The organism is Bradyrhizobium sp. NBAIM01 (assembly GCF_020194115.1).
In the GTDB taxonomy this organism is placed as follows: domain Bacteria; phylum Pseudomonadota; class Alphaproteobacteria; order Rhizobiales; family Xanthobacteraceae; genus Bradyrhizobium; species Bradyrhizobium yuanmingense.
Window position 1 is genome coordinate 96,945 of record NZ_JADYVU010000017.1, and the last position, 25,364, is coordinate 122,308.

A 25,364-nucleotide genomic window follows, 5' to 3' on the forward strand; every position below is an offset into this window, starting at 1 on the left:
CATGAGCGCCGACCCGCCCACTATCTTCGATAACACCCATCGACCGGGCACCAAGGCGCGGGGCAATGCGTCTCTGCCCGAGAGCGAGGATGCTGTACGAAACCTCAAGGCGTCGGAATCGGTCCAATCCGCTTTTCTTTCGGTCGGTATTCCGAGCCCGCCCGGCGATGTCGCGGCTCTGATTACTAATCACGTCAAAGAGGCTGTTCAGGGAATATCGCTCAGCCAGGTCGCCAATATGTCGCCCGGCAGCGGCGAGCTTGGCTTGGCAGCCGTGCAAGGCGTCAACCAGTTCATGAACTCGCTCACTCCCGCGCAGCTCGCAGCGGTGAAGGCAGGCGTCAAGTGCCGCGCACCTCTGCATCATTGAATTAGACCGACATACCCTTTGGTTTTGCTGCCGCGCTGGCGGTTGTCTGGGGTTTGGGTTTGGCCGCACCGTCTTTCGTGGCCGTTGCCGGAGTCTCCGCTGCGGTCGTAGGCGTGGTCGCCGCCGGCTTTGCGTCTGATACCTTATTCGCTGGTACAGAACTTGGAGAATTGAGGGATGCAAGTAAGTCATCGTTTCCTTTAGCATCGGCCTCCGCCTTCACCATCGCTGCTTGATCCCTCTTTTTCTGCGTCCCAATCAAATCTTTCTCGCGCTCGATATGCTTCTTTGCGGCGGGATTACGCTCGCCGATCTCATCCGTCTTCTTGTTGAACTCTCTCTTCGCCGCTTCTTCTTCGACGGGCGTCGGTGCCTTCTCGCCACCAACGGACTTGAAGTAGCCATCGACAGCGCGGGCATGCGCGCCCTGATCGTTGGCCGGAAAACGCTTGTCCGTCTCCTCGAATGTCTTGCTGTACTCGTTGATGTCGCCGCCTGCCCGTTTGAAGTAACGTGCGCCACCGACAATGCCCTTGTCAGTCAAGCCGCCACGTTTAAAGCGTTCGTAGCTTTCCTTTTGCAAATGAACGTCGGCCAACGCCTTCATGGCCGAAGGGCCAAGGCTCAACAATTCGCGGTTATCGGCGGCCCACGACAGGCCATGTTTGATTGCGATGTCACGTGCCTGTAGCTGGACTTGCGTATAGTTGCCGCTTCCCATGCCATCGTAGCGGGCGCTGCTACTGCCCGACGTGTCACGTCCGGCAGGCGCGCGAAGTTATTCGCGCCGGAATTGAGGGCAGAACCGAACTTCATCATCGCGGCGGAATCGAGCGGGTTAGCGGCAACTTCACACGCGTTCTCACGCGTGATCGTACCGAGCCTTGCGAATTCGGCCGGCTGCGTCTTCTTAAAGTCGGCAATTTGAACCAGGCACTTCTTCAGGGCCGCCTCGACCTGAATTTTTGTGTTCATTTCCTCCGTATGCTTCACAGACTCGCAGAATGCGCGCTTGCCGATGTTCTCGATGGTCGAGCAGTCAGTCGGGTTGCTGCTGATGAGGTTTACTTGCTGCGCGGCTGCGGGAAATGTCGCGACTGCTGCAAGGGTCGCCAAACCCGCGCCGAAGGCGGCTGTCCGAAATTTCGTTTTGATCGACGGGCGAAAGAGCATGAGCAAGTCCGTGTATAATGTAGCACAGACGCCAGCTAAGTGCTTATAGTTACTTTACTTTCATGACTACACTACTGCGCATATTGTTGCTTTGACCTATAACTACTTGTACCCTTTACCTTATATTTCTAAGGCGCCGCTCTTAACCAAGCGGAGCAGGGGAGCGAGTTATTTGAATCAATTGGCAAAATCCGCTTGCAACAATATGCGCAGGACTGTTGCGGCTCAGGGCCACGGCGGCGGCATGTACAGCTTCAGCCTTTACGGCCCCGAGGGCGGGCGGAAATATCTGAACCGCGATGAGCGGCGTCCCTCCCTCTCCGCAATGGAGGCTCTTGAACCGGACGACCGACTTCTCGCACTGACGCTCGCATGCACGGTCATGCGCATCAGCGAGGTGCTCAGCATCGTCCCTCTTTCTTTTCAGGTCGGAGCTTGCATCGTCGCCGTCCTGACGTTGAAGAGTCGTTCTGTTGTCTGGCGCGAGATCCCTATTCCGCGCTGGCTCATGGCCGAGCTCGATTCGCATTTTGACATCGCGGAGGCGCAGCGTGATCCAGTACGTTCGCGCCAACGCTTATGGCCGCAACACCGTGTTACGGGCTGGCGCGCGATCAAGCAGGTCATGATGTTTTCTCAAATCGTAGGGCGCGCCGCCTGTCCGCGCGGCCTTCGCCATTCTTTCGGCGTCGGTACGCTGAAAGCGGGTGCACCTTTAAGCATGGTGCAGCGATGGCTTGGCCACTCGCGCATGAGCACTACGGCAATCTACACAGCCGCGTGTGGCCCGGAGGAGGTCGCATTTATAAAGGGGTTTTGGCGTGACGCCGGACTAGATCGGAGGCCGGACGATGCGGCGGGCCAATGAAATCGACAGGATCATCGGCGAAAATCTACGCTTCTATCGGCTTATGCGCGAGATAACGCAAGAACAGCTTGGCCTAGCCGTTGGCCTCAGCTTCCAGCAGATTCAAAAATACGAGAAGGCCACGAACCGCATCGCCGTGAGCACCCTCCTCGACATCTCCAGGGCGCTCGATATACCCATGGTGTTATTTTGGGCCGAGCGACACAGCGCACAAAGCGGGACACTGGAAAGTCGCGGGGCTCAATTGCCCGATGCTTTCTGAGCCTCACTTTTAGGAAGCGGAGCCTCTCAAAGGCTCTGTTCATGCATCAGTTGGGTAACTGCCGATGAATGCGATGGCGAGCTACCACGTGGCCGCGCGCATCCACGACGGATAGTACGGTGTCCGGGTAATCACGGTCCTCTTCGCCAATATCACGAGCGACGCGCGCGCCGTAGAGATCTGCCTCGCGCGGCGTTGCGAATTCCATCCCCTCGTCATCTACCGATACCCGGTCGCCATCCCGGATATGAAAAAAGTAACGTTCGCGCATAGTCACCTTTCTTATAGACTTCATTCCAGAAGCCAGGGAGCACCCCGAAATCGGCTCAAGCCCAATGCGCCTCCACGACCCCGAACAGGTAATGCGAGCGCGCTATGTCAAAACTCGTCCGGCCGGGCGCTATGAAGCGCCGGCCAAAGGCAAAGCGCGCTTTATCCTTTTGCAGCGAGCCCGCGTATATCGGTGGCTTCCCCGGCCGGTCTCGTGCGCCTTACCGATAGGAAGGCGGCAGGCCGTTAATAAGGTTGCAGGCGATCCGGTAAATCTCATAGGTGCCGATCTTTGAGAAGCGCTCATCGATTGGTTCGGCCCAGAAGCGCGCTGCGGGATATCCTTGGCGATGCCAGTAGGATTCAAGCAATCTTGCCAGCGCTCGCGCACCCTGCTTGCTCAGCCAGTCGGCTCCGCGACCGAACACATTTACGTTTGTCGCAATTACTCCCGTACACCCGCCAGTACCTACCAGTGCCTTCATCTGCTGCTCCCCCGAAGTTGTTGTGCGACGCAGCAGATATTGCGGCACGGAGCGATGCGACTGAAACTCATTCTTGCTAATTAAAAAGCAATTGCAGCGTTCATACGCGGAGTATGTCGGCGCGCTTTGTGATGCGAAAATGGGTCGCTCGCCGGACGAAAATGGGTCGCTCGCCGGACGCAGCTTCGTGCCACCGCTATTAGAGCCCGTCGCGCGGGTGCCTTGTTAACCCGTCTTGCGACTGCACTCGCTTTCGGGCCCCACCGTCATTCCATGACGGCGTCGCTATCACTGTCCCGAAAGCGGGTCCCTCTCTTAGAGGTGTTGGTTGCGGCACAGGCCTGCAGCGGGTGCCGAGCTGCCGCAGGCTCATAGTTCGACGAGCGGTGACGGCTATTTGCTTACGCGTGCACCGGAAGTCCATTTAGCGCTATGCTTGTACCTTGAGAATCAAACAAGCCCGGCCGAGGTTGCAGCATGAACTTCACGCATTGGTTAGCCGTCATCTTTGCGCTCACCGGTTTAGGCACTGCCATCGCTGCGGCCGCCTATTGGTGGAAAGCCAGCCGTGTTCCGATCCAGCAACCGACCGCCTCGATCTCGGACCTCCCCGAGCTGCACATCATGAGCGGCCAAGTCGCATTCTACGAATCCTCTCAGCTAAATAGCACAGCCGCCGTGCTTACGGGCATCGCGGCAGTATTGAGCGCCGTTGGCTCCGTACTTGGCGTGCTTTAAATAAGCTTGATGATCCGCCACGAAAAACATCGCGTCCATTGCAATGACCCAAACATTCGAAGAGTTGCAAGCTCTATCTTCGTCCTTGGCGCACAACGACCACGTCTGGAACAAACACCACTTCATCTGGAAGAAACCGATGAGCTGGATGCCACAGCTCACTGCATGGCTTGGTCCTCGCATGCGTGCCGATGTCTTGCGACGATTGAAGCCGGGCGTTTTTCGTGACTTGTGCTGGGATGATTCCGAATGGTTGCGCGTTCTCGAAATGGGCCTCACTGCGGATATCGAATACCACACGGCGACGCTTGCTGAAGCTATCGAAACGGCGACGATCCGAACCTATCACGGCTGCCGCACTGCAGATGCCGGGGTGTATCATCGGGAAGGCCTGCGGAAACACAATCGTGCCGCACTAAAAAAGCAACTCCACGCTATCGTCGAAGCTCATTCCGAGTTGCAGTATCTCAGAAAGCGTCTTCCGGATGCCATCGCGCAATTCGACGACAATCACGAGGAGGGCCTCCTTTACGTGGTGGCCGACGATCAGGCCTTAGTTAATGAAGCCAATCACTACCTCATCTATGGCAGCGAATGGATATCCGCCGTGCTCGGTCGCACTTACCGGCATGTTTTAAAAGAGACAGGCGTGCCAACCCTTCTAGAGATAGATTTGCCACTGCGAATAGTCAGCCTTGCCACGCGTACGGAATTAGCCGCCAAGATGTTACGGGAATGGACCCGCTTAGCATGCAATCGGCCTGACTGGTCCGCGCCGATCGATTTCACGTTTATGCTCCGAGCTAATATCCCGCCACAATGGATCGTCGGCCATTCTCATCCGGAGACGCTCAAAGACAGCCTTGACTTTCACAACACTTACCGCTCGCCGAGCACCCACTGCGAACACTGCAAACCATATTGAATGCTACTGATGGCGCGAAGTCAGCTTCTTCGCTCATTCGAAACGGTTGTTGCGCTGCTTGTCCTCGTCGCGTTCGCTTAACCGCTCCGCGTCAATGGTCTTCTGGAGCCGCACATTTGCGGCTTTAACAGCGGCTTCCAAAGCTGGCACCGTTGCGCCCGGCAAGGCGTTAAGCAGTTTTTGCCTCTTCTCCAACACGGTCGCAAGCGATCCGCTCCACGACGAGGGATAAAGGCGCCGGACAATCTCGTTCAAGACAAGCGCAGGGTCAGGCGCCTTCTTGAGCAACTCACCAACAAGGGGCTTCCATTCAATCGCGGCGTTTTCATCGTTGCCGCTGAACAGGATTGCAACGGAAGCCATAAGCGGATAGCGGAGCACAGGCTCGCGATCGCACCATTCCAGGATACAATCGTCCGTAACGCCGCCAAAAATATTCTGACGATGTCGAGAAAGATTCTGGAAAAAACTTACGCTACGTTTGATCTCGGCTGGAGTACCGGAGAACAGTTCGTCAAGCACATCGGATGGATGAACCCGCAACAACCCGTTCATGAGATCGTCGTTGTCGTATGCGCGGACATTGTGCCTTGATGCGGCATCCATCAGCTTACGGCTAAGCCGCCGAGCCACAAGCGCACCTTCCGGTCCGGTCAGCGTCCCTCTAACCACCATGCCAAGCTCGTGATCTTCCCGATGCGCGCGGCCCGTTGTACGTCGAAATTCGAAGCGGTCCAGAATTTGCCGGCCCGCCTCGCGAACCTCTGGTGCGGGCGCGCGCTTGGCCGCTCCGTCAGAATGAAGGCGCATGGCGATGATTTCCACCGAAACCGGGATTCCGCCCGGCTTGCGCGATATCGCAAGCAACAGATCCCGAAACTCTGGTCCAGGGATGTTTTCGCACGCGCGGCCGTAGGCAAGATTGTTAAATGCTTCAATCGGCGCTTTGCCGAGCTCGAGAGATTTATGCAAGCGACCAAGGGCTGGGCCATCGATGTTTACCGACGCCTGCAACACAGGAAATGACTCGCCGAGCGTTGCGCTGGACAGCACTTCGTCAAGGATGACGTTCCCCAGCGCCTCGTCGCGCTTCAAAAGGCCCTGCAAGACCGCGCCGACCAAGGTCAGACGCGCATCTTTCGTCTGACCATATTGCTTGATGACCTCATCCCACAATGCTCGTGGGTTTTCCGAGGCTTCGGCAAGCGCCGCGCCAAACATGCGCTCCTTGTCGTTGCCATTCATAAGCTCCGGCAACAGCGTACGGAACGCGTTTTCGTCCGCAGCGACATCGTGCCCGAGCTCCCGGATCGCCGCCGCCGCACGCGCCGCGCGTACCTCGTAGCTTTCTTGTACCTTGCGAGGAGCTGGGGCCGTATCTTCCGCGACAGACTCTTCGTCGCCCTCCTCATCGTCGAAATCTTCGAGATCGAGGGCCCCGCCGCGTTGCCCGCAGACAAGGCCTCGCACCCGGTTAACAAGGTCCTTCGGGCGAAGATATTCCTCCAATTCCGTCAGACGCTTGCGAATCTCCGGCGGCATGGCGCCGCCATCCAGTCGACGCGCTTCTCGCACCGCGACCCATCCGTCGCGCCAGAATGTTGCGCCGGCAATGTCTCGGAAGAGTTGGTCAAGCTGCTCAGCCTGGCCGGAGCGGCTCCAGAGACTGCGAAACTCCTGTGAAACCGCCTTCTTCGCAGCGTGTGCAATCGGGCTATTCGAGAGAGCTACGCTTCGGGCCAATTTCAACGTCGCGTCGAACCACGACCGGACCTCGGCGCCGTTGGCTGGATGATAACCGTGATCCCGCGAACGGGCTCCGAAATCAAAATCATAGCTCGACATGAAATGATCAGTTTTTAGCAGCGACTCCAACGCTGCAACGCCAACCGCACGCTCATTCGCATCGGCGGATGACAGTAGATCTTGCGCGACCTTGATCCGCATATCGATGGGTGCGCGGGTCCCGGATAAAACGATGTAGAACAATGACGCGACGACCCGATTGGCGTCACTGTCATTTTCGCTGTCGGGGTTAAGGGCTGCAAACCTTATCAAAACAGCGATGGCACGCTCAAAGAATCTCTCCTCATACGCCAGCGACCGCAATAGACGCACAAAGTGCTTGCAGCGATTAAGTATCTCCTTGTCGCCCGACGCGACGGCACGCTCGATTGCCGTTAGGACGGCCTCGGGCGCGACAGGGGCAATGTTTGCGAAGATCGCGCACCCGAGTTCGTTTAGGTCGCTCACGTCGCCGAGAAGGCCGCCCGGGGCCAGCCAGCCATCCACAAGGGCCTTTGCCTCCTTGCTGTCATCGAGATAGCCGAGCCGCCTCGAGAACGAACGCAGCAGGCGTTCAGATGCATTATCCACCAGCAGGGACTTTAGCCGGGCCGGCGGGATATTTTGAAGCGCCATCTTGGCAAGGCGGTTCGCAATGGCGTGGGGCAGGACCGCGCGCCACTGTGCACGCGCCTGTACAAGATCGCGACGCTGCAGCTCGGCAACGCCGTGGTAGACCTCGTCCGCCGTCTTCCCGATCAGTTGCCCGAGTGTTGGGAGCTCCGCCGTATCGCCGTCAAGCATCTCTCCCTCGAAGGAATAGACCAGCGAGCAAGCTTGCGCGATCAGCAACAGCGATGGATCGGGGTCATGGCGCTGCTGGAACAGCCGCTTGAACAGCTCCTCATCCGTCAACTCAGAGACACGCTCGGTCTTTTCGATACGCGAGGCGAGCGCTAGCGCGACGCGCGCATTGCCGTCGGAGAAGACGGCGATAGTACGGGCATCGATCTGGGACAAATCCGGATAGCGCCGCGCGACCAGCTTCTCGATCAAGTCGGTGGATGAGGTATCAAGGCGAAAGACATCGGTGCCTTCCGGCTGGTCGTCACGAATGTCGTATTCAATCGTCATGACGCTGATAAACGACCCCTGCGCGCGCGCCACTTCCGAAAGCGTTCGGTGCAGCTCCGGAGGGCAGTTGTCGACCACAAGGATCGCGCGGGTGTTATTGGCGTTCAGGTCCGATGCCAAGCCGACCGGCGGCGGATTGGGCTCGTCAGCGACATTCGTGTAGATCGCAACGGAGGAATCGAGAGTGGCATCCCCCACCGATTGCTCGAACAATGCTTCGGCCAAACGGGTCTTGCCCACGCCTGACAGCCCAGCCAGTCGAACCACCCGCCCCGGCCTCGACAACACCTCGCGGATCTTATTGATGCCATCGATCGCGGAGATGCCATCGCCTTCATCTTTGTCGCCGGTGCGAATGCGCGCGTGCTCGTCAAAAAGATAGCTGCTCTCAGCCCCGCCGGGGGCAAGCGACCATGAAGCGAACGACTTCCAGCCCGGCACGGCTTTGCCGATATGCTCGCGGACCCATGGGATAACGCCCGCGTGGTCGCGAACCCACGTCGCCATGCGGTCGCGATCGAGGAAGTCCACGACAAGCTTCCCAGCGGCAACCGTGCCCACAAGTGCCTCTTCCATCGCGGCCCGGCGGTCGTTCAGGGCGATGTCTGTCACCGCCCCCTTGGAGCTGACGATGACATAAGCCCCGTCCATATCGGCTAGCTCGATAATCGAGGAGCGTAGCACCTGTGACGGCTTGGGCTTCATCTCATGGAGAATGTCGGCTCGCGCCATATCCTGTGCCTTTACCTGAAAACCGGTCTGAGGCCTGGGAATGAAACCATTGACCGCTGATCCGGCCGGCGCTGCCACGCGGACATCTAAGCCGCCGTCCTTGGCAGTCTGATTTCCGCCATAAGTCACCGCGGAGACTGAGAGGCCTCCTCGGCGTAGCTCGGCTTCACACAGGCGGCCCACGAGTGTGCGCAGGTCCGTGTCGTTCAAAGCCGCAATATCGTCGCCTGTGATCTCAAACATGGTCCAAAGCTAGGAAGCCGCGCAGGGAAGGTCAAATAGCGAGCAAAGTGCTGTCGTAGTCCACACCCAATTTCTGAAATGACGCCTGGGCAGTTCGCCAAACAACGGATTACTTCCCCTTCGATTTGAGATTCAGGTTCACGCGGCTGCACGAGCAGCGCACGGAATCCGGATGGCCGCGTGGCGTGATATATAGCCACGACTCGCATCCATCGCACCGGAAGCAACCGAGGAGTTCACGAAAGGCAGCAATCACCGGTTCAAAATCTTTGCGCCCGAAGTTGGCCCACTCGTTGTAGTGAACCGCCTTGTTCACGGCCCATTGTTCGACATTGACGGCGCCGTTGCACGTCGAAAGCAACTTCTTCCGCTCAAGCGCGGCATCCTTCTCAGCACTGTTTCCCCATGACTGAGCCGCATCGGCCGCCTTGCCGCACAGTTCGCGCAGCCGCACCAGAACGCTCGGCAGGAGTTCACCCAGTTCGTAATTTCCGTCTGATTTGAAAATCGGGCTTGCCCCAAGATTATCCGCCAAACGCCGCGCGACATACTCCAGGTGCCGGCGAAGCGTCCCTGCCGCCTCAGGCACTTTGTTCTTCGCAAGAGCCGCCGCGATATCGTCCCATACTTCTGCATTGGACTCGACGAGGGGCCCCGTTTCCACAGTCCATCCGTGAAACGAGAGCGATGTCTTGCCCGTCACCAGCCCAGCCGAGCGCATCTGCTCCGCCCACAAGCGGTCATGCGTCGTGATGACGAACTGCGTGTTCGGGAAATGCGTCTTGAGCAGCTTGCAGAACTGATACCGATGACCTGAGTCAACGGACATCACGACGTCGTCGAGGAGGGCGAGCGTGAATTTATCTCCCGAGAGACGCTTCATCAAAGCAAGGTAAAGGCAAACGCCCATGCCGTCCTGATGCCCCTCACTGTGAAAGGCCGCAGGCGGGAAGAGGCCCCGTTCGTAGAAGTTCACCGAGAAATCCAGCTTGCCAGCGGTCGGCGACAATTTTGCTGTGAATTTCTCTTCATCGCCCTCGTTGATCAGCCGATAGAAGGTGCTGAAATCTTCCTGCACATCCTGATAGAGCGCATCGAGCTCCGCTTCCATCACGGTGCAGTAAGCATCATAAGCCACCTTCGCAGCTTGGCTTGCCGTCTCGGCGCGCTGCTTCCGTCGCATTGCCTCGCGATAATCATCAAGCCGAAGCTGTGCGGCCGAGAGAAACGTCTGCGCATCCATGGTTGCCGTTTGATCCGGCTTGGACTCCACGGTGGCCACGAGCGATGCAAGGACGTCGGCGAAGTTCTTCGGAGGTGCGGCCCAGCCAGATGTCAGACGCGGCTTCAGGCCGATGATACCCTCCATTTTACCGAGGTCAGCCCGCAGCCCTTCTAGTTCCTTACCCCATCCCTCAATCGCCGATCGCGAAGCAGCATGATTCTGGCCAACCGCGACACGGTAGCCCGCCACGAGCAGCTCCCGTAGCTTGGCGCACTCGCGGGAAAGATCGCCCGCGGACGAGAGCATCGCTGCCTGCAACGTCGCAGCTTCTTGCGACTTTGCGAGTTTCGCGGCCAGGTGGCTCCGCAGATGATCTTCGTCAGCCCAGGGGTGATCGCACAGCGGGCAGAGCGGACCGTCGACAAGGTCAAGCCCGCGCTCGACCAAGGCACGATGATGAAGGGCACTGAGCAGCGATGGATCAGATTCAAGCCGTGAAATAGCCGCGAGGATGGCATCCGCCGCAGGCGTCCCGGCTTTGGGAAGTCCTGAAATCCCCTCGGACAGCGCGTTGAGGTCCCTAAGCACAGCCTGCTTGTTGAAGTCTGCACCCTTGCCAGGCTCTGACAACCCCTGATCCAGCTTCGTGTCCGCAGCGAGCTTGGCGATCTCAAGCAGATTCAGCGTTTTGCGCCGGGCATTGACCGAGGCAAGGATTTCTTCGGGCCTGAATTCGCCAATGTTGAGATGCCGCGCAAGCGTGTCGCGGCTCGACAAGGCCTGGCCCTCAGCGGCCTTCAGCGCGGTCTGCAGCCGATTATGGGCCGTATTCAGGGCACCGCGAGTTTGCCCGACCGCATCTAGCTTGAGAATTGTCTGGATCTCGTCCGACCGCTTCGTTGGCTCCACCAAAATGAGCCGCAGGATCTCACGGCGAGACAGCGTGATCTCGGGATGCGAGGCGATCTCATCGAATGCCGCCTTGATGGCAGGATCCTTTGGAGTGATTACAGGCTTCTTGGGTGCCGACACCTTACGCGTGATGGATGCGGCCTTCTTCAGGGACGGAAAATACACCTCCAGCTTAACAAAGGCAGCATCGGGAAACTTCACCTTGTCGACGTGGGGTCCATGCTCGCTGACGGAAAGGTCCTTTGTACCGGGCCCCGTCAACCGGCCAATTTGCCCGGTCAAGGCAAATTCAATGGCGTCGATGACGCCGCTTTTGCCCGACCCGTTAGGTCCCGAAATCGCGAACGTTGCCTGGTCAAGCCGGATATCCAGCTTGCGGATACCCCGAACTTCTTCGATATGAGCCGCGACAATTTTGATCATGCGACCTCACCGTCGTCGGCCGAGAACAACTGGATGAGATCGTCCGGACGCAGTTTCCCGTCGGCGATCAGCAGGCTGTGAAGCATTTTGATTTTTTCTGCGCTCAATGACTTCTTGTCGGCCAGCTCCGCAATGAGCTTCTCGACAATCTTCTCGTGAATGGTCGACATGGTGCCGTTTAACCGCTTAAGGGACGTTGCTTGTTACGTGACTTCAGAATTCGTTGTTGAAGACAAGATATCCCACATCCGCTCAAAGCGAAGGTCGCGGAATTCCTTATATGACGCATTGTCGAACGCGAGTTTCGCCGGGTCCCTAGGATACTCGGGCAAGAGAAGATGTTTGGTGACGTCCATCCCTCCCGCTTTCATACGGGCGAAATACTCGGCAGGCAGCTCAGCCCGTTTGCGGATGTTGTCCGTCGCCCCCATAAATCTTAGATTGCCCAGATGATTGATATCCGCGCTTAAGAAACCCAGTTTCGATCGCAGCATGCTCTGCGGATAGATATGATCGACATGAGGATCGTTGCCCTTGAATTTTACATCGAAAGGAGACGCGCCCATCTGGTCGACGTAGACCTGGTTCAGAAGGATAAAGCGCAACCGCGTTTCATTCATATGCGCGCGCGTCAGCTCTGTCGCCGAGCGGCGCTTCTTGAAATAGTCCTTGATCTCCGTCATCGGGAATCCGCCGGGGCTCGGCTTGCCAACGATCGTGTGGAGCGCGTTCACGACGGTGTCCGTGCCTTGAGAGTACCAGCCGAACAACTGCGCCTTGTAGTGATAGGCCTTCAGGAGCGTGCGGGCCGCCTCGTTGGGTTTGGGGTTATGATAGAGGAAGTCGAACAAGGGGATGAAGCTGTTATAGCTTCGTATGACCTTGACAGCATAAATCTTTAGGTCGTTCTGGAGCAAATCCCGCAATTCCTGGAAGGCCTGCTCCGCCCTTGCCCAATTCGTATTGATGGCGGACATCAACCCATCGCCATCCGGACCCGTGAATTTTTCGGGGGATGCTTCCGCGCCCCGGCCGTGAGCCACGAGCAGGCACTTCAATGGGAAGGTCTTGTCGAATTGCAGATTGGTGCCATTCAACATTTCGGTTGTCTGTTCGATGACCTCTTCGACGTCGGACCACGCCTCCTTCATGGCTGCGAACATGAGGTCAGACGCATCCAGCTTGGTGCCGCCCGACCCGGACAAAGATGTCGAGAATCCTGTCATACGGATATTCGTTCGCGACGCCATCGAGCTCCTGAATCCAGAAGTGCTTTTCCTCCCGGAGCAGCGATAGCAACTGGCCGGAATTCCGACGCACACGTTTCTCCCGCTCCTTGGCTTGCGGAGACGCCTCCCGCTTGTCTAGCGGGCCGTGGCATTCAGATTGTCCATGGAGGAATTGATGCGGTCGGCTACCTCCTCGGAATTTCGTTGTCCATCGCGGCTTATCGCGTCGGCGATGCGGTACCAGGGAAGCTGGAGCGGCTCCGCCGAAAACTGGACGCGGTGCAACAAGCCCCGGTCATCCGGGACGATCCCGGTCGTGATATCGAAATATGCTTCTGCCCTACGATTATCGGCGGAAGTGATTGCGCCGCAAAAAGGCGCGTAGAGCGTTTGAAGACGCTGCTGCCCGTCGAGCACAAAGACCTTCTCTACGTCCTTCTTGCTTTTGCCAGGATCGTAAAAATCGCTGAGGTCCGCATCCCATTCGACGCGCTCCATGAATTTGCGCGCCTTGATCTCGTCCTTGGTACGCCAAAATAAAAATGTCTGAATCGGGTAATTGCGCATCAGGCTATCGAACAGCCGCAGCATCTGATCCTCTTCCCAAACAAAAGGGCGCTGGATGTGCGGCAAGAAAATGCTGCGGTTGAGTTCCTCAATTAGCCTAAACAACGAACTCGGCTTATAGCTCACCTGCCCGGTTCTCCTCCCGTGGGTTGTCATTCAACCCCACATTGTGGACCTCCAGCCTCGCGTTGTTCAAGTCCTACGATGACCAGACATTCTGCGTCTTTAGACTATCAAGGAAAGCGTTGGTTGATGGCCCCGCCTTCCTATCGAGAGCCTGCCCATTACGACCACCCCAATACCGCAAAAGCAGATCCTCGCGACGCGCAGACATCGTCGATAGGTCGACGGAAAGAACAGCCCATCGATCGGTTTTAACATCGGCGTAGGAAGCTTCACTTCGACGCCACTCGGACGGGGCGCAATGTATCCTGGGCGCCACCGCGTCGCATATTCGATCGTCGCGTGCGGCGCGGGAAAAATGAGAATCTCACCGGCATCTCGTCGGAATGGCTGCGTTCGACAGTCCTCATCACCTTCACCGAAGGAATGGCTAGCCCGTATTCCGTGGAGACACTGAACGCCAATGTTCGATGGAGCGCCACCCTAAAATTCGTATCTAGAAAGAATATGTTCGCGACCTTCGTGGAAACTCTGGCACGATTTGAACCGTGGAATTGCCGGCAAAGCTTGATATTGAACGGGAAGACTAGCTCGTCCTCTCGCCTGCGGTCGACCATAATCGACCGGTTAACGAGGACAGCCTAATGGTCACAAATGAGCAGCCGAGCTTGACGCTCATCGAGCGCCGTAGAAAGGGCGCTAGTATTGCTCGCCTATTTCATCGAGTTGGATGGCGACGTGCAGACTTCGCGCCCAGTGGCGCGCTTGATCATGGCCGGGCGCTGCCAAATCAATCTTTCCGGCGATCTGCGCCCGAAAGGCCTCGAGTTCACTGTTGAGTCTCTCAGCGACCCGAAATGCTTGCCGTCCCGTTCGGTCCTTTGCGACCCGGACCTTTGTGGACTGACGAACGATGCGCCGTTTGTCATAGTGGGAGAACTCTGCGGGGACCCTGCGCACAAAGTGCCATATGCCGTCACGGCGGGTGAGAAAGCCAGGCATGACTTACCCCGCTGTTGGACGGATTGTTGGACGTTTTGTTGTACGCTTTGGGGTTCAGGGCCATGCTCCGAGCCGGATGATCCAGACAGAGCGTACCATAGCCATGCTGCGAAATGGCGGGAATATTTGGTATTTTCAATTTTTTGCCTCCGATTGGAGGCTCTTAGAAACGCCGCGCGCCGAAAAAATTGGCGGACGGGAGATGCGTCGTGTGGCGCTCCCTAGGGAATCGAACCCCTGTTTCAGCCCTGAGAGGGCACTGGTGTCATCACTCGAGAAAAGTTGAGTTCGATTAACTGGCAGATCCGGGACGATCGCCGAGGCGACTCCGTTTCCTTCTCTCGTGGTAGCTATCTGGTAGCTACAATAGTCCGTCAGCGGTGATGTTCATCTGTAAATACTTGATTCTTTTGGTACAGTTGGGTGGGCTCGAACCACCGACCTCCTGTTCCACAGACAGGCGCTCTAACCAACTGAGCTACAACTGCATCCTTGCGAGCCGCGCCTTGGGCTGCCTGAAAAGGCTTGATGCCTGAGGGGGCTGGACGGGGCGGAAACTAGGTGCAACGGCCCGGTTTGGCAAGGCCGCAATGGGGTGAAAAACCGGGTGAAATCATCGTCGGTGCGGGGAAATCGGGCGGGGTGGCGGGCTCGGAGTGTTGCGCTCCCCTGTGCCGCTAGCGCGGCCGCATATGACGCGGTTATGGCGCTTCGCCTCCACATCGTCATGGCCGGGCTTGTCCCGGCTATCCACGGCTTATGCCCGCGGCACCAAGAACGTGGATGCCCGGGCCTTCGCCGCGCCGAAGCGGCTTCGGCCGCGCAGGCGGGACAAGCCCCGGGCATGACGACCATTCTTGGATTCCGCATGGGGAAGCGGGAGAGGCGAAGAAAAAACCCGGGCCTTTCGGGCCCGGGTTTCGCATCTCACACCGAACCGCTCCGCTCAGGCGGCGGACGGATAGTACTTCGAGGCGCTGGCTTTGATCGGCTCGGCGGTCTCGTTGGCGACGCGCTGGGTGAGCTCGACCAGCTCCTTGGCCTGGGCTTGGTAGGTCTCGAGCTGCTTGCGGGCGTGGCCGGTCCACAGCTCCATCGCTTCAGTCGGTGACTTGGCGCCGAACAGCTGCTGGGCGAAGTCGAGCTGGGCGCTCGAATTGGCCTTCATGAACTCGACCAGCTTGGCGGTGTACTCGCTCGCGCCCTTGGAAGCGCAGGTGAACACGGCCTCGACGGTGCCGTTGTGGGTCTCGGCGGCGTCCTTGAACTTGGCGTAGTTCTCGCGGGCCTGCGCCGCGCCCTTCTCGGCGAACGCACGCACCTGCTCGGGAACCTCGAACGGGATGATCGAGGCAGAAAACGGATCAGTCGCACCTGTCATGTTGGTCCCTCACGCTAATTGAAAAAATGGAGTGAGCCTTTCTGGCGCGCCCGCCGGCCCCGACCATGGGCCCTGCGCATTGAGCGGGTACGAAGACTGGAAACGCGAAACAAAGGTGATGGCTCGCCCAGCGCCAGAATTATGGCTGCCTATCATGTCAACATTGTGCATCGCAACGCGGCAGAGGGGTGCGATGCGAAATTTAATCTCGGGGAGGATGAGGTTCCCAGGCGGGGGAACCGGGGGTTGAGGTAGTGGGATGCGCCCGGCAACCCACGCGCTCTTACCCTCCCCTCGAGGGGTCCGGGACGAGCGTAGCTCGCCCGTAGGTCGATCGCGCGCAGCGCGAGCCGGGTGGGGTGATCTCTCTGCTCGGGGACCGCCTGTGGGGAGAGACTGTCACCCCACCTCGGTTCGCTCTCCGCTTCGCTGCGTGCGAACCGATCTACGGGCGAGCTTCGCTCGTCCCGGACCCCTCTAGGGGAGGATGGGGACCTGAGATGCCGCGCGGGTGCGTCTCTTCGCAAGCGCCCACGCCTTGAATCCCTTGGATGCAACGTCGGCTCGGCTTGCGGGGTTGGCGGGATTAAGGTTATCGCCGCTTGGGGGACGCTTGCGGGCGTTGGGCCGTGGACCTGGTCGCGCCTTCCGGGCGATACTAACCCTTTCTTAAGGCTGTCATTCCCGGCAGCCGCCACTCGTGAAGCGTGAGATGCAGCCGGCCTGATGACGCGTTCGGATTTCCAGTTGCGAGGGGTGGGCGATCCGCGGCTGGCCGTGCATGCGACCTCTGCCCTGCCGGCCTGGCTATGGTCGACCGACGGCGCGCGCGTGCTGTGGGCCAATCCGGTCGGCGCAAAGCTGTTCGGCGCGGCCAACAGCGCCGGCCTTGCGGACAAGGTGTTCGGCCCCGCCGACAGCCATCGCCGCCAAATCGTCAGGCTCGCCCCCCAGCTGCCGGCGAACGGCGCAATGCGGCTGCAGCGGCTGCGCGGCTTCGGCGCCCGGTTAGGGGCGCTGATGACCTGTGCTTGCGCGCGGCTCGACTTTGCCGACGGCGGCCATGCGGTGCTGGTCATCGCGATGGACCCGACACTGCGCACCATGCCGCTGGTCGAGCGGCTGCATCGGCTGGTCGCCGGCGCGAAGGTGCCGATGGCGGCGTTCGCGCCGGACGGGCTGTTCGTCGGCGCGAGCGAGGCCGCGCGCCCCCTGCTCGGCTTCCGCGATCTGCTCGAGGCCGGGCTCGACCGCGCCCGCAGCGATGCGCTGGCAACCGGCCGCGCTGCGACGCCGATCGGCATCGGCCAGATGGTTCTGCAGCGGGTCGGCAGCGGCGCCGATATCGGCCTGGTCGCGCTGATCGAGCCGGCCGCCTCCACGGCGGCGCACGAGGCCGCGCCCGACGTCACGCCCGCGCAGCCTCCGGCCGCGGTGCCGGAGGACGCACAGCCTGCGCCAGACGAGGCACCGTCTGCGATTGCGCTGTTCGACGCATTCACTGAGCCGGCCGAACCGCCCGCCGAGACGATTGCGCCGACGCCGGAGCCGGTCGTCCCCGCGGCGGCCAAAACTCCGGTTGAAAACCAGCCGCAAGCCATTGTGTCGCCGCAGCCCGCGCCGATCAATGCGGGCATGGTCGAGCCGACTTCGGGCCAGGACTCTTCTAGCCACCAAGAGCCGCCCGCACCGCGTCAGCATCCGCTGCGCTTCCTCTGGCAGATGGATGAAGAGGGCCGCTTTGTGCTCGGCTCCGATGACTTCATCCGCCTGATGGGCACGCACACGGCCGCCGGCTTCGGCCGCCCCTGGCGCGAGATCGCCGAGGAATTCTCGCTCGATCCCGAGGGCCGCGTGGCGAAGGCGCTCGAAAGCAAGGATACCTGGGCCGGCATCACAGTGAACTGGCCGGCCGACGGCGGCGAGCACATTCCGGTCGAGCTCGCGGGCCTGCCGGTCTACGACCGCAACCGTGAATTCGCCGGCTTCCGCGGCTTCGGCGTCTGCCGCGATCTCGACGCGCTCAACCGGCTCGAGGCGCTCAGGCGCTTCGAGCTGCTGGTCGAGCCGCCGGCACAGGATCGCTCCACTGAGGCCGTCGCGTTCGATGCGGAGCCCGAGCCTGAAGCGGCGGCGGAAGCTGAGGCGGAGGGCGAAGCAGAGGCACCGCCGATCGCGCCATCCGAGCCTGAGCCGCAAGCCGAGCCTGAACCGCAAGCCGAACCCGACCTGCCAGAGCCCACAAGCGAGACTTCACACCCAACCGAACTGGACACGCCCGTGGAAACGCCTCCCAATGTCGTGCCGTTCCGCGTCGCCGGCGATACGCGGCCGCCGACGTTGACGCCGGTCGAGAACAGCGCGTTCAACGAGCTCGCGCGGCAATTGTCCGAGCGGCTCGAACGCGAGCGCGAGACCATCACGACCGACGCGGCCGGACCAGTGGCGGAGACCAGCGCCGAAGCACCGGAGCCGGAGCCGCCGCAGGCCGCCGCCGAATGGCTGACCGAGCCCGCACCGCCGCCGCGCGGGATGAGCGCGCGCGACCGCACGCTGCTCGACCTGTTGCCGACGGGCATCCTGATCTACCGGCTCGACCGCCTGCTCTACGCCAATCCCGCCTTCCTTGCGCGCATCGGCTATGACGGCCTGAACGCGCTGGAGCATGCCGGCGGGCTGGATGCGCTCTATGTCGAGCCGGGCGTGTCGGCGGCCAGCAGCACCACGCAAGGCGGCACGCCCGTCACGATCAGCGCGACGGCCCCAAATGGCGAAGCGCCGCCGGCCGCGACGGAAGCGCATCTGCACACCATCGAGTGGGACGGCGACAGCGCGCATGCACTGATCTGCGCGCTGCCGCAGGCGGCGCCGATCGCGGCGGCTGCTGTCGCAGAGACCGTGGTGGCCGCAGAGCCTGACGCCGCGGACGCGGAGCCCGCGGCCGGCGATGCCGATGCCGAGGATCTCGCCGCCATCCTCGACACCACGGCCGAGGGCATCGTGATGTTCGACGCCGAAGGCAACATCCACGCCTGCAACCGCAGCGCGGAGGCGCTGTTCGGCTATGACGGCGAGGCGCTGCTGCAGCAGAATTTGCTGACGCTGTTCGCCCCCGAGAGCCAGCAGATCGTCGCGGATTATCTGGAAAGCCTGAAGAGCCAGGACATCTCCAGCCTGCTCGATCACGGCCGCGAGGTGCTGGGCCGCGAGAAGAAGGGCGGCGTCATTCCGCTCGCGATGATCATGGGCCGCACCCGCCCCGACGGGCCGAACTTCTTCGCCGTGTTCCGCGATCTCTCGCACGCCAAGAAGGGCGAGAGCGAATTGACGAAGGCCCGCCGCCTCGTCGACGGCGCAGCCAACGCCAAGGCCGACATGCTGGCGCGGATCAGCCACGAGATCCGCACGCCGCTCAACGCCATCATCGGCTTTGCCGAGGTGATGATCTCCGAGCGCTTCGGCGCGCTCGGCAACGAGCGCTACGGCGAATACATGAAGGACATCCGCGCTTCCGGCGAGCGCGTCATCGCCATCATCGACGACCTCCTGGAGCTGTCACGGATCGAGACTGGCAAGCTCGATCTGAATTTCGCGAATTTGAACCTCAACGACCTGGTCGAAGCCTGCGTGACGGTGATGCAGCCGCAGGCCAACCGCGAGCGCATCATCATCCGCACCTCGCTCGCCCATGCGCTGCCGCAGGTGAGCGTCGATGCGCGCGCGATGCGGCAGATCACCATGAACCTGATCTCGAACTCGATCCGGCTCGCCAGCGCCGGCGGCCAGGTCATCGTCTCGACCGCGCTGACCGATCGCGGCGAGATCGCGCTTCGCATCCGCGACACCGGCCATGGCCTTTCCGAGCGCGAAGTCGCCGCCGCGATGGAGCCGTTCCGCACGCCGCCGCCGGGCGATGCCGCCGACAGCTCGGCGCTGAGCCTGTCGCTGACCAAAGCGCTGGTCGAAGCCAACCGCGCCCGGTTCAACATCAAGAGCGCCGGCCACGGCACGCTGATCGAGGTGGTGCTCGCGCCAGCGCTGGCGGGGGCGTAGGGCGCGGCACGCTCAAGTCGTCATTCCGGGGCGCGCCTCTTGGCGCGAGCCCGGAATCCATCGATCCGCATCAATGGTGGTGCAATGGATTCCGGGCTCGTCGCTTCGCGACGCCCCGGAACGACGGCGGGGGCTCACGCCGCCCGCACCGTCTCCAGGAACCTGCTCACCTCGATCTTCAGCCGGCTGCTGTCGTTCGACAGCGATTGCGCCGCGGACAGCACCTGCGAGGAGGCAGATCCCGTCTCGGTCGCGCCCTGGCGCACGCTGGAGATGTTGGCGCTGACCTGCGTGGTGCCGGCGGCGGCGCTTTGGACGTTGCGCGAGATCTCGCTGGTCGCGGCGCCCTGCTCTTCCACCGCGGCCGCGATGGTGGAGGAGATTTCGGACAGGCGCTCGATGGTGCCGCCGATGGTCTTGATCGCACCGACGGAATCTTGCGTCGCGACCTGGATGCTCGAGATCTGCTGACCGATGTCGCCGGTCGCCTTCGCGGTCTGCTCGGCCAGCGCCTTCACTTCCGAGGCCACCACGGCAAAGCCGCGTCCGGCCTCGCCCGCGCGCGCGGCCTCGATGGTGGCGTTCAGCGCGAGCAGATTGGTCTGGCCGGCGATGGCGTTGATGAGCTCGACCACGTCGCCGATGCGCGCGGCCGCCTTGGACAATTCGCTGACGCGGTCATTGGTCTGCCCGGCCTGGGTGACGGCCTCGCCCGCCATGCGCGCGGAGGCCTGCACCTGGCGGCTGATCTCGTTGACGGAGGCGGTCAGCTCCTCGGCGGCGGACGCCACCGACTGCACGTTGGTCGCCGCTTCCTCGGACGCCGCCTCGACCAGCGTGGCAAGCTCGGTCGAGCGGCTGGCGGTCGTGGTCAGCGACGTCGCCGACGCCTCGAGCTCATTGGCCGCCGACGACACGGTCTCGACGATCTCGCCGATCGCCCCTTCGAAATCGTCCGCCATCCTGATCATGTCGGCGCGGCGGCGCTCGGCGGCGAGCTTGTCCTGCCTGATCTTCTCTTCGGCCTCCTCCTGCGCCTTCCGCTCGGCGTTGATCTTGAACGTCTCGACGGCTTGCGCGATCTCGCCGATCTCGTCGGGCCGGCCGAGGCCGGGAAGAACGATGGCGAAATTGCCGTTGGCAAGCTCGATCATCGCCGCGCGCATCGCGGTCAAAGGCCTCGAGACCGAACGTCCGATGAAGATGCCGAGGCCGAGCACGCTCGTCGCAATCAGCGCGATCGCCACTGCAATCCAGAACTGGATGCTGGTGCGCTCGGCCTCGTTGAGACGGTCGGCATGGGCGCGGATGCGGTCGACCGACGTCGAAACCTGCTCGATCACCGGCTCGACCGACGCGAAGGCCTCGGACATCGCCTTCGATTCAGCCGCCAGCTTCAGCGCGGTCTCCATCCAGGCGGAGAAGTCGCGCTGATAGTCGGCGAGCTTCTGGCGCAGCTCGGCCTTGGCGCCGTCGGCAATGGCTGCCGCGTCGAGGCCTGCGGCAAATTCGGACGCGCGCTTCTTCATCTCCTCGCCATATCTGGCGTTCCGACGCAGCATGAAATCCTTCTCATGCCGGCGCATCATCAGCATGATCACCTTGAGCTCGGAATTCTGGAACTGGTCGACCTGGCTCTCGATACCGTGGACGGAAGCGCGCAGGCGGCCTTCGAGCCCGGACTTCTCGTCGAGGCCGAGCCGCTGCCGTTCCTCGACCACCGCGGCGAAGCGGGCCTGATAGGTCTTCAGCGACGCATTCATCGCGTCGATCTTGTGCGCCAGCTCGGGCTGGCCGAGCGCTGCGATCTTGCCGCGGAGCGTCTCGATGTCGAGGGCCACCTGCCGGCCGATCTCGACCTGTCGCTGCGCCCTGGCCGGATCGCTGCGCAGCAGAAAATCCTTCTCGGCGCGGCGCGCCTCGAGCAGCTCGACCGCGATCCTGTTGTTCAGCTCGAACACGGTGCGCGCATCCTCGGCCGCGTCGCGATAGACGCCCATCCTCCGCTCGCCGTAGAGGTGAATGCCGCCGATCAGGACGACGCCGATGACGCCAATGACGCCGATCGCGGTGATCTTGTGAGTGAGTCGCAGGGAGAGGAGCCGCATCTAACGAGAACCCGCTGGTGATCGATACGCTTGATGAGGCGATAAAGCGTAAAAACTTCCGTTAATTTGCGGGCACGTACGAATACGTGTATTTGTCACAATGCTCGCTTCTGTGCACGGTTGCGTGCACAAGTAGGTTCCAGAAAATGAAACACGACGCCCAGCGGCGCCGTGTTTGCAACGTTCAAGCCGTGGTTGGATCGGCTCAGCTATAGATCTCGAACAGGCCGGCGCCGCCCTGGCCGCCGCCGATGCACATCGTCACGACGCCCCACTTGGCCTTGCGGCGGGCGCCTTCCTGCAAGAGGTGGCCGGTGAGACGGGCGCCGGTCATGCCGAAGGGATGGCCGATCGCGATCGAGCCGCCGTTGACGTTGTACTTGGCGGGATCGATGCCGAGCTGGTCGCGGCAATACAGGCACTGGCTGGCGAAGGCCTCGTTGAGCTCCCACAGATCGATGTCGTCGATCTTGAGGCCGGTGCGCTTGAGCAGCTTCGGAATCGCGAACACCGGGCCGATGCCCATCTCGTCCGGCTCGCAGCCGGCGGTGGCCCAGGCGACGAAGCGGCCGAGCGGCTTGAGGCCGCGCTTCTCGGCGTCCTTGGCTTCCATCAGCACCACCGCGGCGGCGCCGTCGGAGAGCTGGCTGGCATTGCCGGCGGTGACGAACTTGCCCGGGCCCTTCACCGGCTCGAGCTTTGCCAATCCTTCCATCGTCGTTTCGGGGCGATTGCATTCGTCGCGATCGACGGTGTAGTCCACGATCGACTCGGCCTTGGTCTGCTTGTCGACGACCTTCATCTTGGTCTTCATCGGGACGATCTCGTCCTTGAACTTGTTCGCCTGCTGGGCCGCGGCCATGCGGCGCTGCGATTCCAGCGAGAACTCGTCCTGATATTCACGGCTGAGCTTGTAGCGCTCGGCGACGATATCGGCGGTGTCGATCATCGCCATGAAGATGTCGGGGGCGACCTTGAGCAGTTCCGGATCGACCGATTCCTTCGGCGTGCCGCCGCCGGGAATCGAGATGCTCTCGACGCCGCCGGCGACGATGCAATCGGCGCCGTCGGAGCGGATCGAGTTGGCGGCCATCGCGATGGTCTGCAGGCCCGACGAGCAGAAGCGGTTCACCGACACGCCGGCGGTGGTCTTCGGCAGCCCCGCGAGCAGCGCGGCCTGGCGGCCGATGTTCGGTGCGCCATGGGCGCAATTGCCGAGATAGCAGTCCTCGACATAGTCCTTCTCGACGCCGGCGCGGTCCACCGCGTGATGAATGGCGTGGGCCGCGAGCGACATCGGCGGCGTGATGTTGAACCCGCCGCGGCCGGATTTCGCCAGGCCCGTGCGCGCATAGGAAACGATGACGGCTTCACGCATTGTTTTCTCCCTTGTCGAACGATTTGGAACGGAGCGTCCTGACGCCATTGGTACACAAAGATTGGGGGTGGGGAAAATGAAAACGCCGCCTCCGGCGATGGAGACGGCGTTGTTCCGCGTGTCGGAATATATGATATGATGATCGTCATTCCGGGGCGTGCGCGCCCGCTCTATCCACACGTCATGCCCGGGCTTGTCCCGCCTGCGCGGCCGAAGCCGCTTCGGCGCGGCGAAGGCCCGGGCATCCACGTTCTTCGCGCCGAGCGGCAAGACGTGGATGGCCGGGTCATAGGCGAGCGGAAGCGACGCCGTCCTTCGGACAGCTATGCCCGGCCATGACGCCGGTGGGAGCCGCTCAGAACGTCAGCGCCTTGGCCTGCTTGACCTGCGGCAGGGCCTGCACCTTGGCGAGCACGTCGGCCGGCACCACACCGTCGACCTCGACCAGCGCAATGGCATCGCTGCCCGGAGCGACCCGGCCGAGATGGAAGGTCGCGATGTTGATCTTGGCGTCGCCCAGAAGCCCCGCGAACTTGCCGATGAAGCCCGGCTTGTCCTCGTTGGTGACGTAGATCATCGACTTGCCGAACTCGGCGTCGACGCGGATGCCCTTGATGTCGACGAGGCGCGGCTTGCCGTCGGCGTAGACGGTGCCCGAGACCGACCGCTCCTGCCGCTCGGTGGTGACCGTGACGGTGATCAGGCTCTCATAGTCGCTCTGGGCGGCGCGGACGATCTCGTCCACCACCATGCCGCGCTCCTTGGCGACGACCGGCGCGGACACGACGTTGACCTCGCCCAGCATGGGCCGCAGCAGGCCCGACAGCACCGCGGAGGTGATCGCCTTGATCTTCATCTCGGCGACGTGGCCCTCATAGGTGATCTCGACCTTGAGGATGCCGCTCTCGGTGAGCTGGCCGGCGAACGAGCCGAGCTTCTCGGCGAGCGCGATGAACGGTTTCAGCTTCGGCGCTTCTTCCGCCGTGATCGAGGGGAAGTTGACCGCGTTCGAGATCGCGCCGGTGAGCAGGTAATCCGACATCTGCTCGGCAACCTGCAGCGCGACGTTCTCCTGAGCCTCGGTTGTGGAGGCGCCGAGATGCGGCGTGCAGATCACGTTGGGATGGCCGAACAGCACGCTCTTGGTCGCGGGCTCCTCGACGAAGACGTCGAAGGCGGCGCCGGCAATGTGCTTGGCGTTGAGCGCATCGACCACCGCCTGCTCGTCGACGAGACCGCCGCGGGCGCAATTGATCAGGCGCACGCCCTTCTTCATCTTGGCGATCGCGGCCGCGTCGATGATGTTCTTGGTCTTCTCGGTCAGCGGCGTGTGCAGCGTGATGAAGTCGGCGCGCCTGAGCAGATCGTCGAGATCGACCTTCTCGACGCCGATGTCCTTGGCGCGCTCCGGCGACAGGAACGGGTCGAACGCGATCACCTTCATGCGCAGGCCGAGCGCGCGGTCGGCGACGATCGAGCCGATATTGCCGCAGCCGACGACGCCCAGCACCTTGCCGGTGATCTCCACGCCCATGAAGCGGTTCTTCTCCCACTTGCCGGCCTGCGTCGAGGCATCGGCCTGCGGGATCTCGCGGGCGAGCGCGAGCATCAGGGTGATGGCGTGCTCGGCGGTCGTGATCGAATTGCCGAACGGCGTGTTCATCACGATGATGCCCTTGGCCGTCGCGGCCGGGATCTCGACATTGTCGACGCCGATGCCGGCGCGGCCGATCACCTTCAGCCTGGCCGCCTTCTCGAGGATCTTGGCGGTCGCCTTGGTCGCGGAGCGGATCGCAAGGCCGTCGTAATTGCCGATGATCTCGGCCAGCTTGTCCTTGTCCTTGCCGAGATTGGGCTGGAAGTCGACCTCGACGCCGCGATCCCTGAAGATCTGCACGGCAGCGGGCGAGAGCGCGTCGGAAATGAGAACTTTGGGTTTGGTCATGGGATTTGTCCTTCACACCCTCCCCTGGAGGGG

The 25,364-nt window shown here is 61.4% G+C and carries 19 protein-coding genes and 1 tRNA gene; 6 read left to right on the plus strand and 14 right to left on the minus strand.

The annotated features are described in order from the left end of the window. The first annotated feature begins 1 nt into the window (after position 1). Positions 2-370, plus strand: coding sequence for a hypothetical protein (locus tag I6F31_RS32360; RefSeq protein WP_225186749.1), 369 nt, complete (start codon positions 2-4; stop codon positions 368-370). A gap of 1 nt (position 371) precedes the next feature. Here I6F31_RS32360 and I6F31_RS32365 read toward each other — a convergent pair whose 3' ends face one another. Beyond that, positions 372-977 (minus strand): hypothetical protein, encoded by a 606-nt coding sequence (locus I6F31_RS32365; RefSeq protein WP_225186750.1) that lies wholly within the window; start codon positions 975-977, stop codon positions 372-374. A 17-nt stretch (positions 978-994) separates the two neighbouring features. Then, positions 995-1,543, minus strand: a complete 549-nt coding sequence (locus I6F31_RS32370; protein WP_225186751.1) for a hypothetical protein — start codon at positions 1,541-1,543, stop codon at positions 995-997. 172 nt (positions 1,544-1,715) lie between these two features. Here I6F31_RS32370 and I6F31_RS32375 point away from each other — a divergent pair, with 172 nt between their 5' ends. Together I6F31_RS32375 and I6F31_RS32380 are read left to right on the plus strand one after the other, a co-directional pair. Further along, entirely contained in the window at positions 1,716-2,411 is a 696-nt protein-coding gene (locus I6F31_RS32375; RefSeq protein WP_225186752.1) for a tyrosine-type recombinase/integrase, read from the plus strand. Next, positions 2,395-2,673: a helix-turn-helix transcriptional regulator gene (locus I6F31_RS32380; protein WP_225186753.1), complete on the plus strand. Its 279-nt coding sequence runs from the start codon at positions 2,395-2,397 to the stop codon at positions 2,671-2,673. Before I6F31_RS32375 ends, I6F31_RS32380 begins: the two co-directional genes overlap by 17 nt. Positions 2,674-2,719: 46 nt before the next feature. Here the strand turns inward: I6F31_RS32380 and I6F31_RS32385 are convergent, their stop codons facing one another. After that, positions 2,720-2,944 (minus strand): hypothetical protein, encoded by a 225-nt coding sequence (locus I6F31_RS32385; RefSeq protein WP_225186754.1) that lies wholly within the window; start codon positions 2,942-2,944, stop codon positions 2,720-2,722. A gap of 220 nt (positions 2,945-3,164) precedes the next feature. Next, complete coding sequence (locus I6F31_RS32390; protein WP_225186755.1) at positions 3,165-3,428, minus strand: hypothetical protein; 264 nt, start codon at positions 3,426-3,428, stop codon at positions 3,165-3,167. Positions 3,429-3,905: 477 nt separating this feature from the next. Here I6F31_RS32390 and I6F31_RS32395 point away from each other — a divergent pair, with 477 nt between their 5' ends. Continuing rightward, the gene (locus tag I6F31_RS32395; protein ID WP_225186756.1) at positions 3,906-4,166 is read left to right on the plus strand and encodes a hypothetical protein; all 261 of its coding nucleotides are present in this window, start codon (positions 3,906-3,908) and stop codon (positions 4,164-4,166) included. 43 nt (positions 4,167-4,209) lie between these two features. Then, positions 4,210-5,091 carry a hypothetical protein gene (locus tag I6F31_RS32400; RefSeq protein ID WP_225186757.1) on the plus strand — a complete coding sequence of 294 codons (882 nt, stop codon included), beginning with the start codon at positions 4,210-4,212 and terminating at the stop codon, positions 5,089-5,091. A 33-nt stretch (positions 5,092-5,124) separates the two neighbouring features. Here I6F31_RS32400 and I6F31_RS32405 read toward each other — a convergent pair whose 3' ends face one another. The 7 genes from I6F31_RS32405 to I6F31_RS32435 all read right to left on the minus strand — a co-directional run bounded on the left by I6F31_RS32405 (position 5,125) and on the right by I6F31_RS32435 (position 15,847). Next, positions 5,125-8,985, minus strand: coding sequence for a hypothetical protein (locus tag I6F31_RS32405; protein WP_225186758.1), 3,861 nt, complete (start codon positions 8,983-8,985; stop codon positions 5,125-5,127). A 109-nt stretch (positions 8,986-9,094) separates the two neighbouring features. Next, positions 9,095-11,545 carry an AAA family ATPase gene (locus I6F31_RS32410; RefSeq protein WP_225186759.1) on the minus strand — a complete coding sequence of 817 codons (2,451 nt, stop codon included), beginning with the start codon at positions 11,543-11,545 and terminating at the stop codon, positions 9,095-9,097. Beyond that, entirely contained in the window at positions 11,542-11,715 is a 174-nt protein-coding gene (locus tag I6F31_RS32415; protein WP_225186760.1) for a hypothetical protein, read from the minus strand. Before I6F31_RS32415 ends, I6F31_RS32410 begins: the two co-directional genes overlap by 4 nt. Positions 11,716-11,748: 33 nt before the next feature. After that, on the minus strand, positions 11,749-12,771 hold the full coding sequence (locus tag I6F31_RS32420) for a hypothetical protein (protein WP_225186761.1): 1,023 nt from the start codon (positions 12,769-12,771) through the stop codon (positions 11,749-11,751). A gap of 138 nt (positions 12,772-12,909) precedes the next feature. After that, complete coding sequence (locus I6F31_RS32425) at positions 12,910-13,467, minus strand: DUF262 domain-containing protein (RefSeq protein WP_225186762.1); 558 nt, start codon at positions 13,465-13,467, stop codon at positions 12,910-12,912. A gap of 1,410 nt (positions 13,468-14,877) precedes the next feature. Beyond that, positions 14,878-14,954: transfer RNA gene (locus tag I6F31_RS32430), tRNA-His, on the minus strand. A 458-nt stretch (positions 14,955-15,412) separates the two neighbouring features. Further along, entirely contained in the window at positions 15,413-15,847 is a 435-nt protein-coding gene (locus I6F31_RS32435) for a phasin (protein ID WP_109145285.1), read from the minus strand. Between the two features lie 726 nt (positions 15,848-16,573). Here I6F31_RS32435 and I6F31_RS32440 point away from each other — a divergent pair. After that, positions 16,574-19,900, plus strand: a complete 3,327-nt coding sequence (locus tag I6F31_RS32440; RefSeq protein WP_225186763.1) for a PAS domain S-box protein — start codon at positions 16,574-16,576, stop codon at positions 19,898-19,900. A 134-nt stretch (positions 19,901-20,034) separates the two neighbouring features. On the opposite strand, the gene I6F31_RS32445 is transcribed toward I6F31_RS32440, so the two are convergent. From I6F31_RS32445 to serA, 3 genes are all read right to left on the minus strand, one after another. Beyond that, complete coding sequence (locus I6F31_RS32445; protein ID WP_225186764.1) at positions 20,035-22,008, minus strand: methyl-accepting chemotaxis protein; 1,974 nt, start codon at positions 22,006-22,008, stop codon at positions 20,035-20,037. A 205-nt stretch (positions 22,009-22,213) separates the two neighbouring features. Next, the gene (locus I6F31_RS32450; protein ID WP_057027707.1) at positions 22,214-23,386 is read right to left on the minus strand and encodes an acetyl-CoA C-acyltransferase; all 1,173 of its coding nucleotides are present in this window, start codon (positions 23,384-23,386) and stop codon (positions 22,214-22,216) included. A 355-nt stretch (positions 23,387-23,741) separates the two neighbouring features. Next, positions 23,742-25,331, minus strand: coding sequence for a phosphoglycerate dehydrogenase (gene serA, locus I6F31_RS32455; protein ID WP_036030940.1), 1,590 nt, complete (start codon positions 25,329-25,331; stop codon positions 23,742-23,744). Positions 25,332-25,364 lie beyond the last annotated feature (33 nt).

Bases quoted from the DNA above. Each gene is read 5' to 3' on its own strand.
- I6F31_RS32360 (WP_225186749.1), top strand. From the start codon at position 2: ATGAGCGCCGACCCGCCCACTATCTTCGATAACACCCATCGACCGGGC.
- I6F31_RS32365 (WP_225186750.1), bottom strand. From the start codon at position 977: ATGAAGGCGTTGGCCGACGTTCATTTGCAAAAGGAAAGCTACGAACGC.
- I6F31_RS32370 (WP_225186751.1), bottom strand. From the start codon at position 1,543: ATGCTCTTTCGCCCGTCGATCAAAACGAAATTTCGGACAGCCGCCTTC.
- I6F31_RS32380 (WP_225186753.1), top strand. From the start codon at position 2,395: ATGCGGCGGGCCAATGAAATCGACAGGATCATCGGCGAAAATCTACGC.
- I6F31_RS32385 (WP_225186754.1), bottom strand. From the start codon at position 2,944: ATGCGCGAACGTTACTTTTTTCATATCCGGGATGGCGACCGGGTATCG.
- I6F31_RS32390 (WP_225186755.1), bottom strand. From the start codon at position 3,428: ATGAAGGCACTGGTAGGTACTGGCGGGTGTACGGGAGTAATTGCGACA.
- I6F31_RS32395 (WP_225186756.1), top strand. From the start codon at position 3,906: ATGAACTTCACGCATTGGTTAGCCGTCATCTTTGCGCTCACCGGTTTA.
- I6F31_RS32400 (WP_225186757.1), top strand. From the start codon at position 4,210: ATGACCCAAACATTCGAAGAGTTGCAAGCTCTATCTTCGTCCTTGGCG.
- I6F31_RS32405 (WP_225186758.1), bottom strand. From the start codon at position 8,985: ATGTTTGAGATCACAGGCGACGATATTGCGGCTTTGAACGACACGGAC.
- I6F31_RS32410 (WP_225186759.1), bottom strand. From the start codon at position 11,545: ATGATCAAAATTGTCGCGGCTCATATCGAAGAAGTTCGGGGTATCCGC.
- I6F31_RS32415 (WP_225186760.1), bottom strand. From the start codon at position 11,715: ATGTCGACCATTCACGAGAAGATTGTCGAGAAGCTCATTGCGGAGCTG.
- I6F31_RS32420 (WP_225186761.1), bottom strand. From the start codon at position 12,771: ATGACAGGATTCTCGACATCTTTGTCCGGGTCGGGCGGCACCAAGCTG.
- I6F31_RS32435 (WP_109145285.1), bottom strand. From the start codon at position 15,847: ATGACAGGTGCGACTGATCCGTTTTCTGCCTCGATCATCCCGTTCGAG.
- I6F31_RS32440 (WP_225186763.1), top strand. From the start codon at position 16,574: ATGACGCGTTCGGATTTCCAGTTGCGAGGGGTGGGCGATCCGCGGCTG.
- I6F31_RS32445 (WP_225186764.1), bottom strand. From the start codon at position 22,008: ATGCGGCTCCTCTCCCTGCGACTCACTCACAAGATCACCGCGATCGGC.
- I6F31_RS32450 (WP_057027707.1), bottom strand. From the start codon at position 23,386: ATGCGTGAAGCCGTCATCGTTTCCTATGCGCGCACGGGCCTGGCGAAA.
- serA (WP_036030940.1), bottom strand. From the start codon at position 25,331: ATGACCAAACCCAAAGTTCTCATTTCCGACGCGCTCTCGCCCGCTGCC.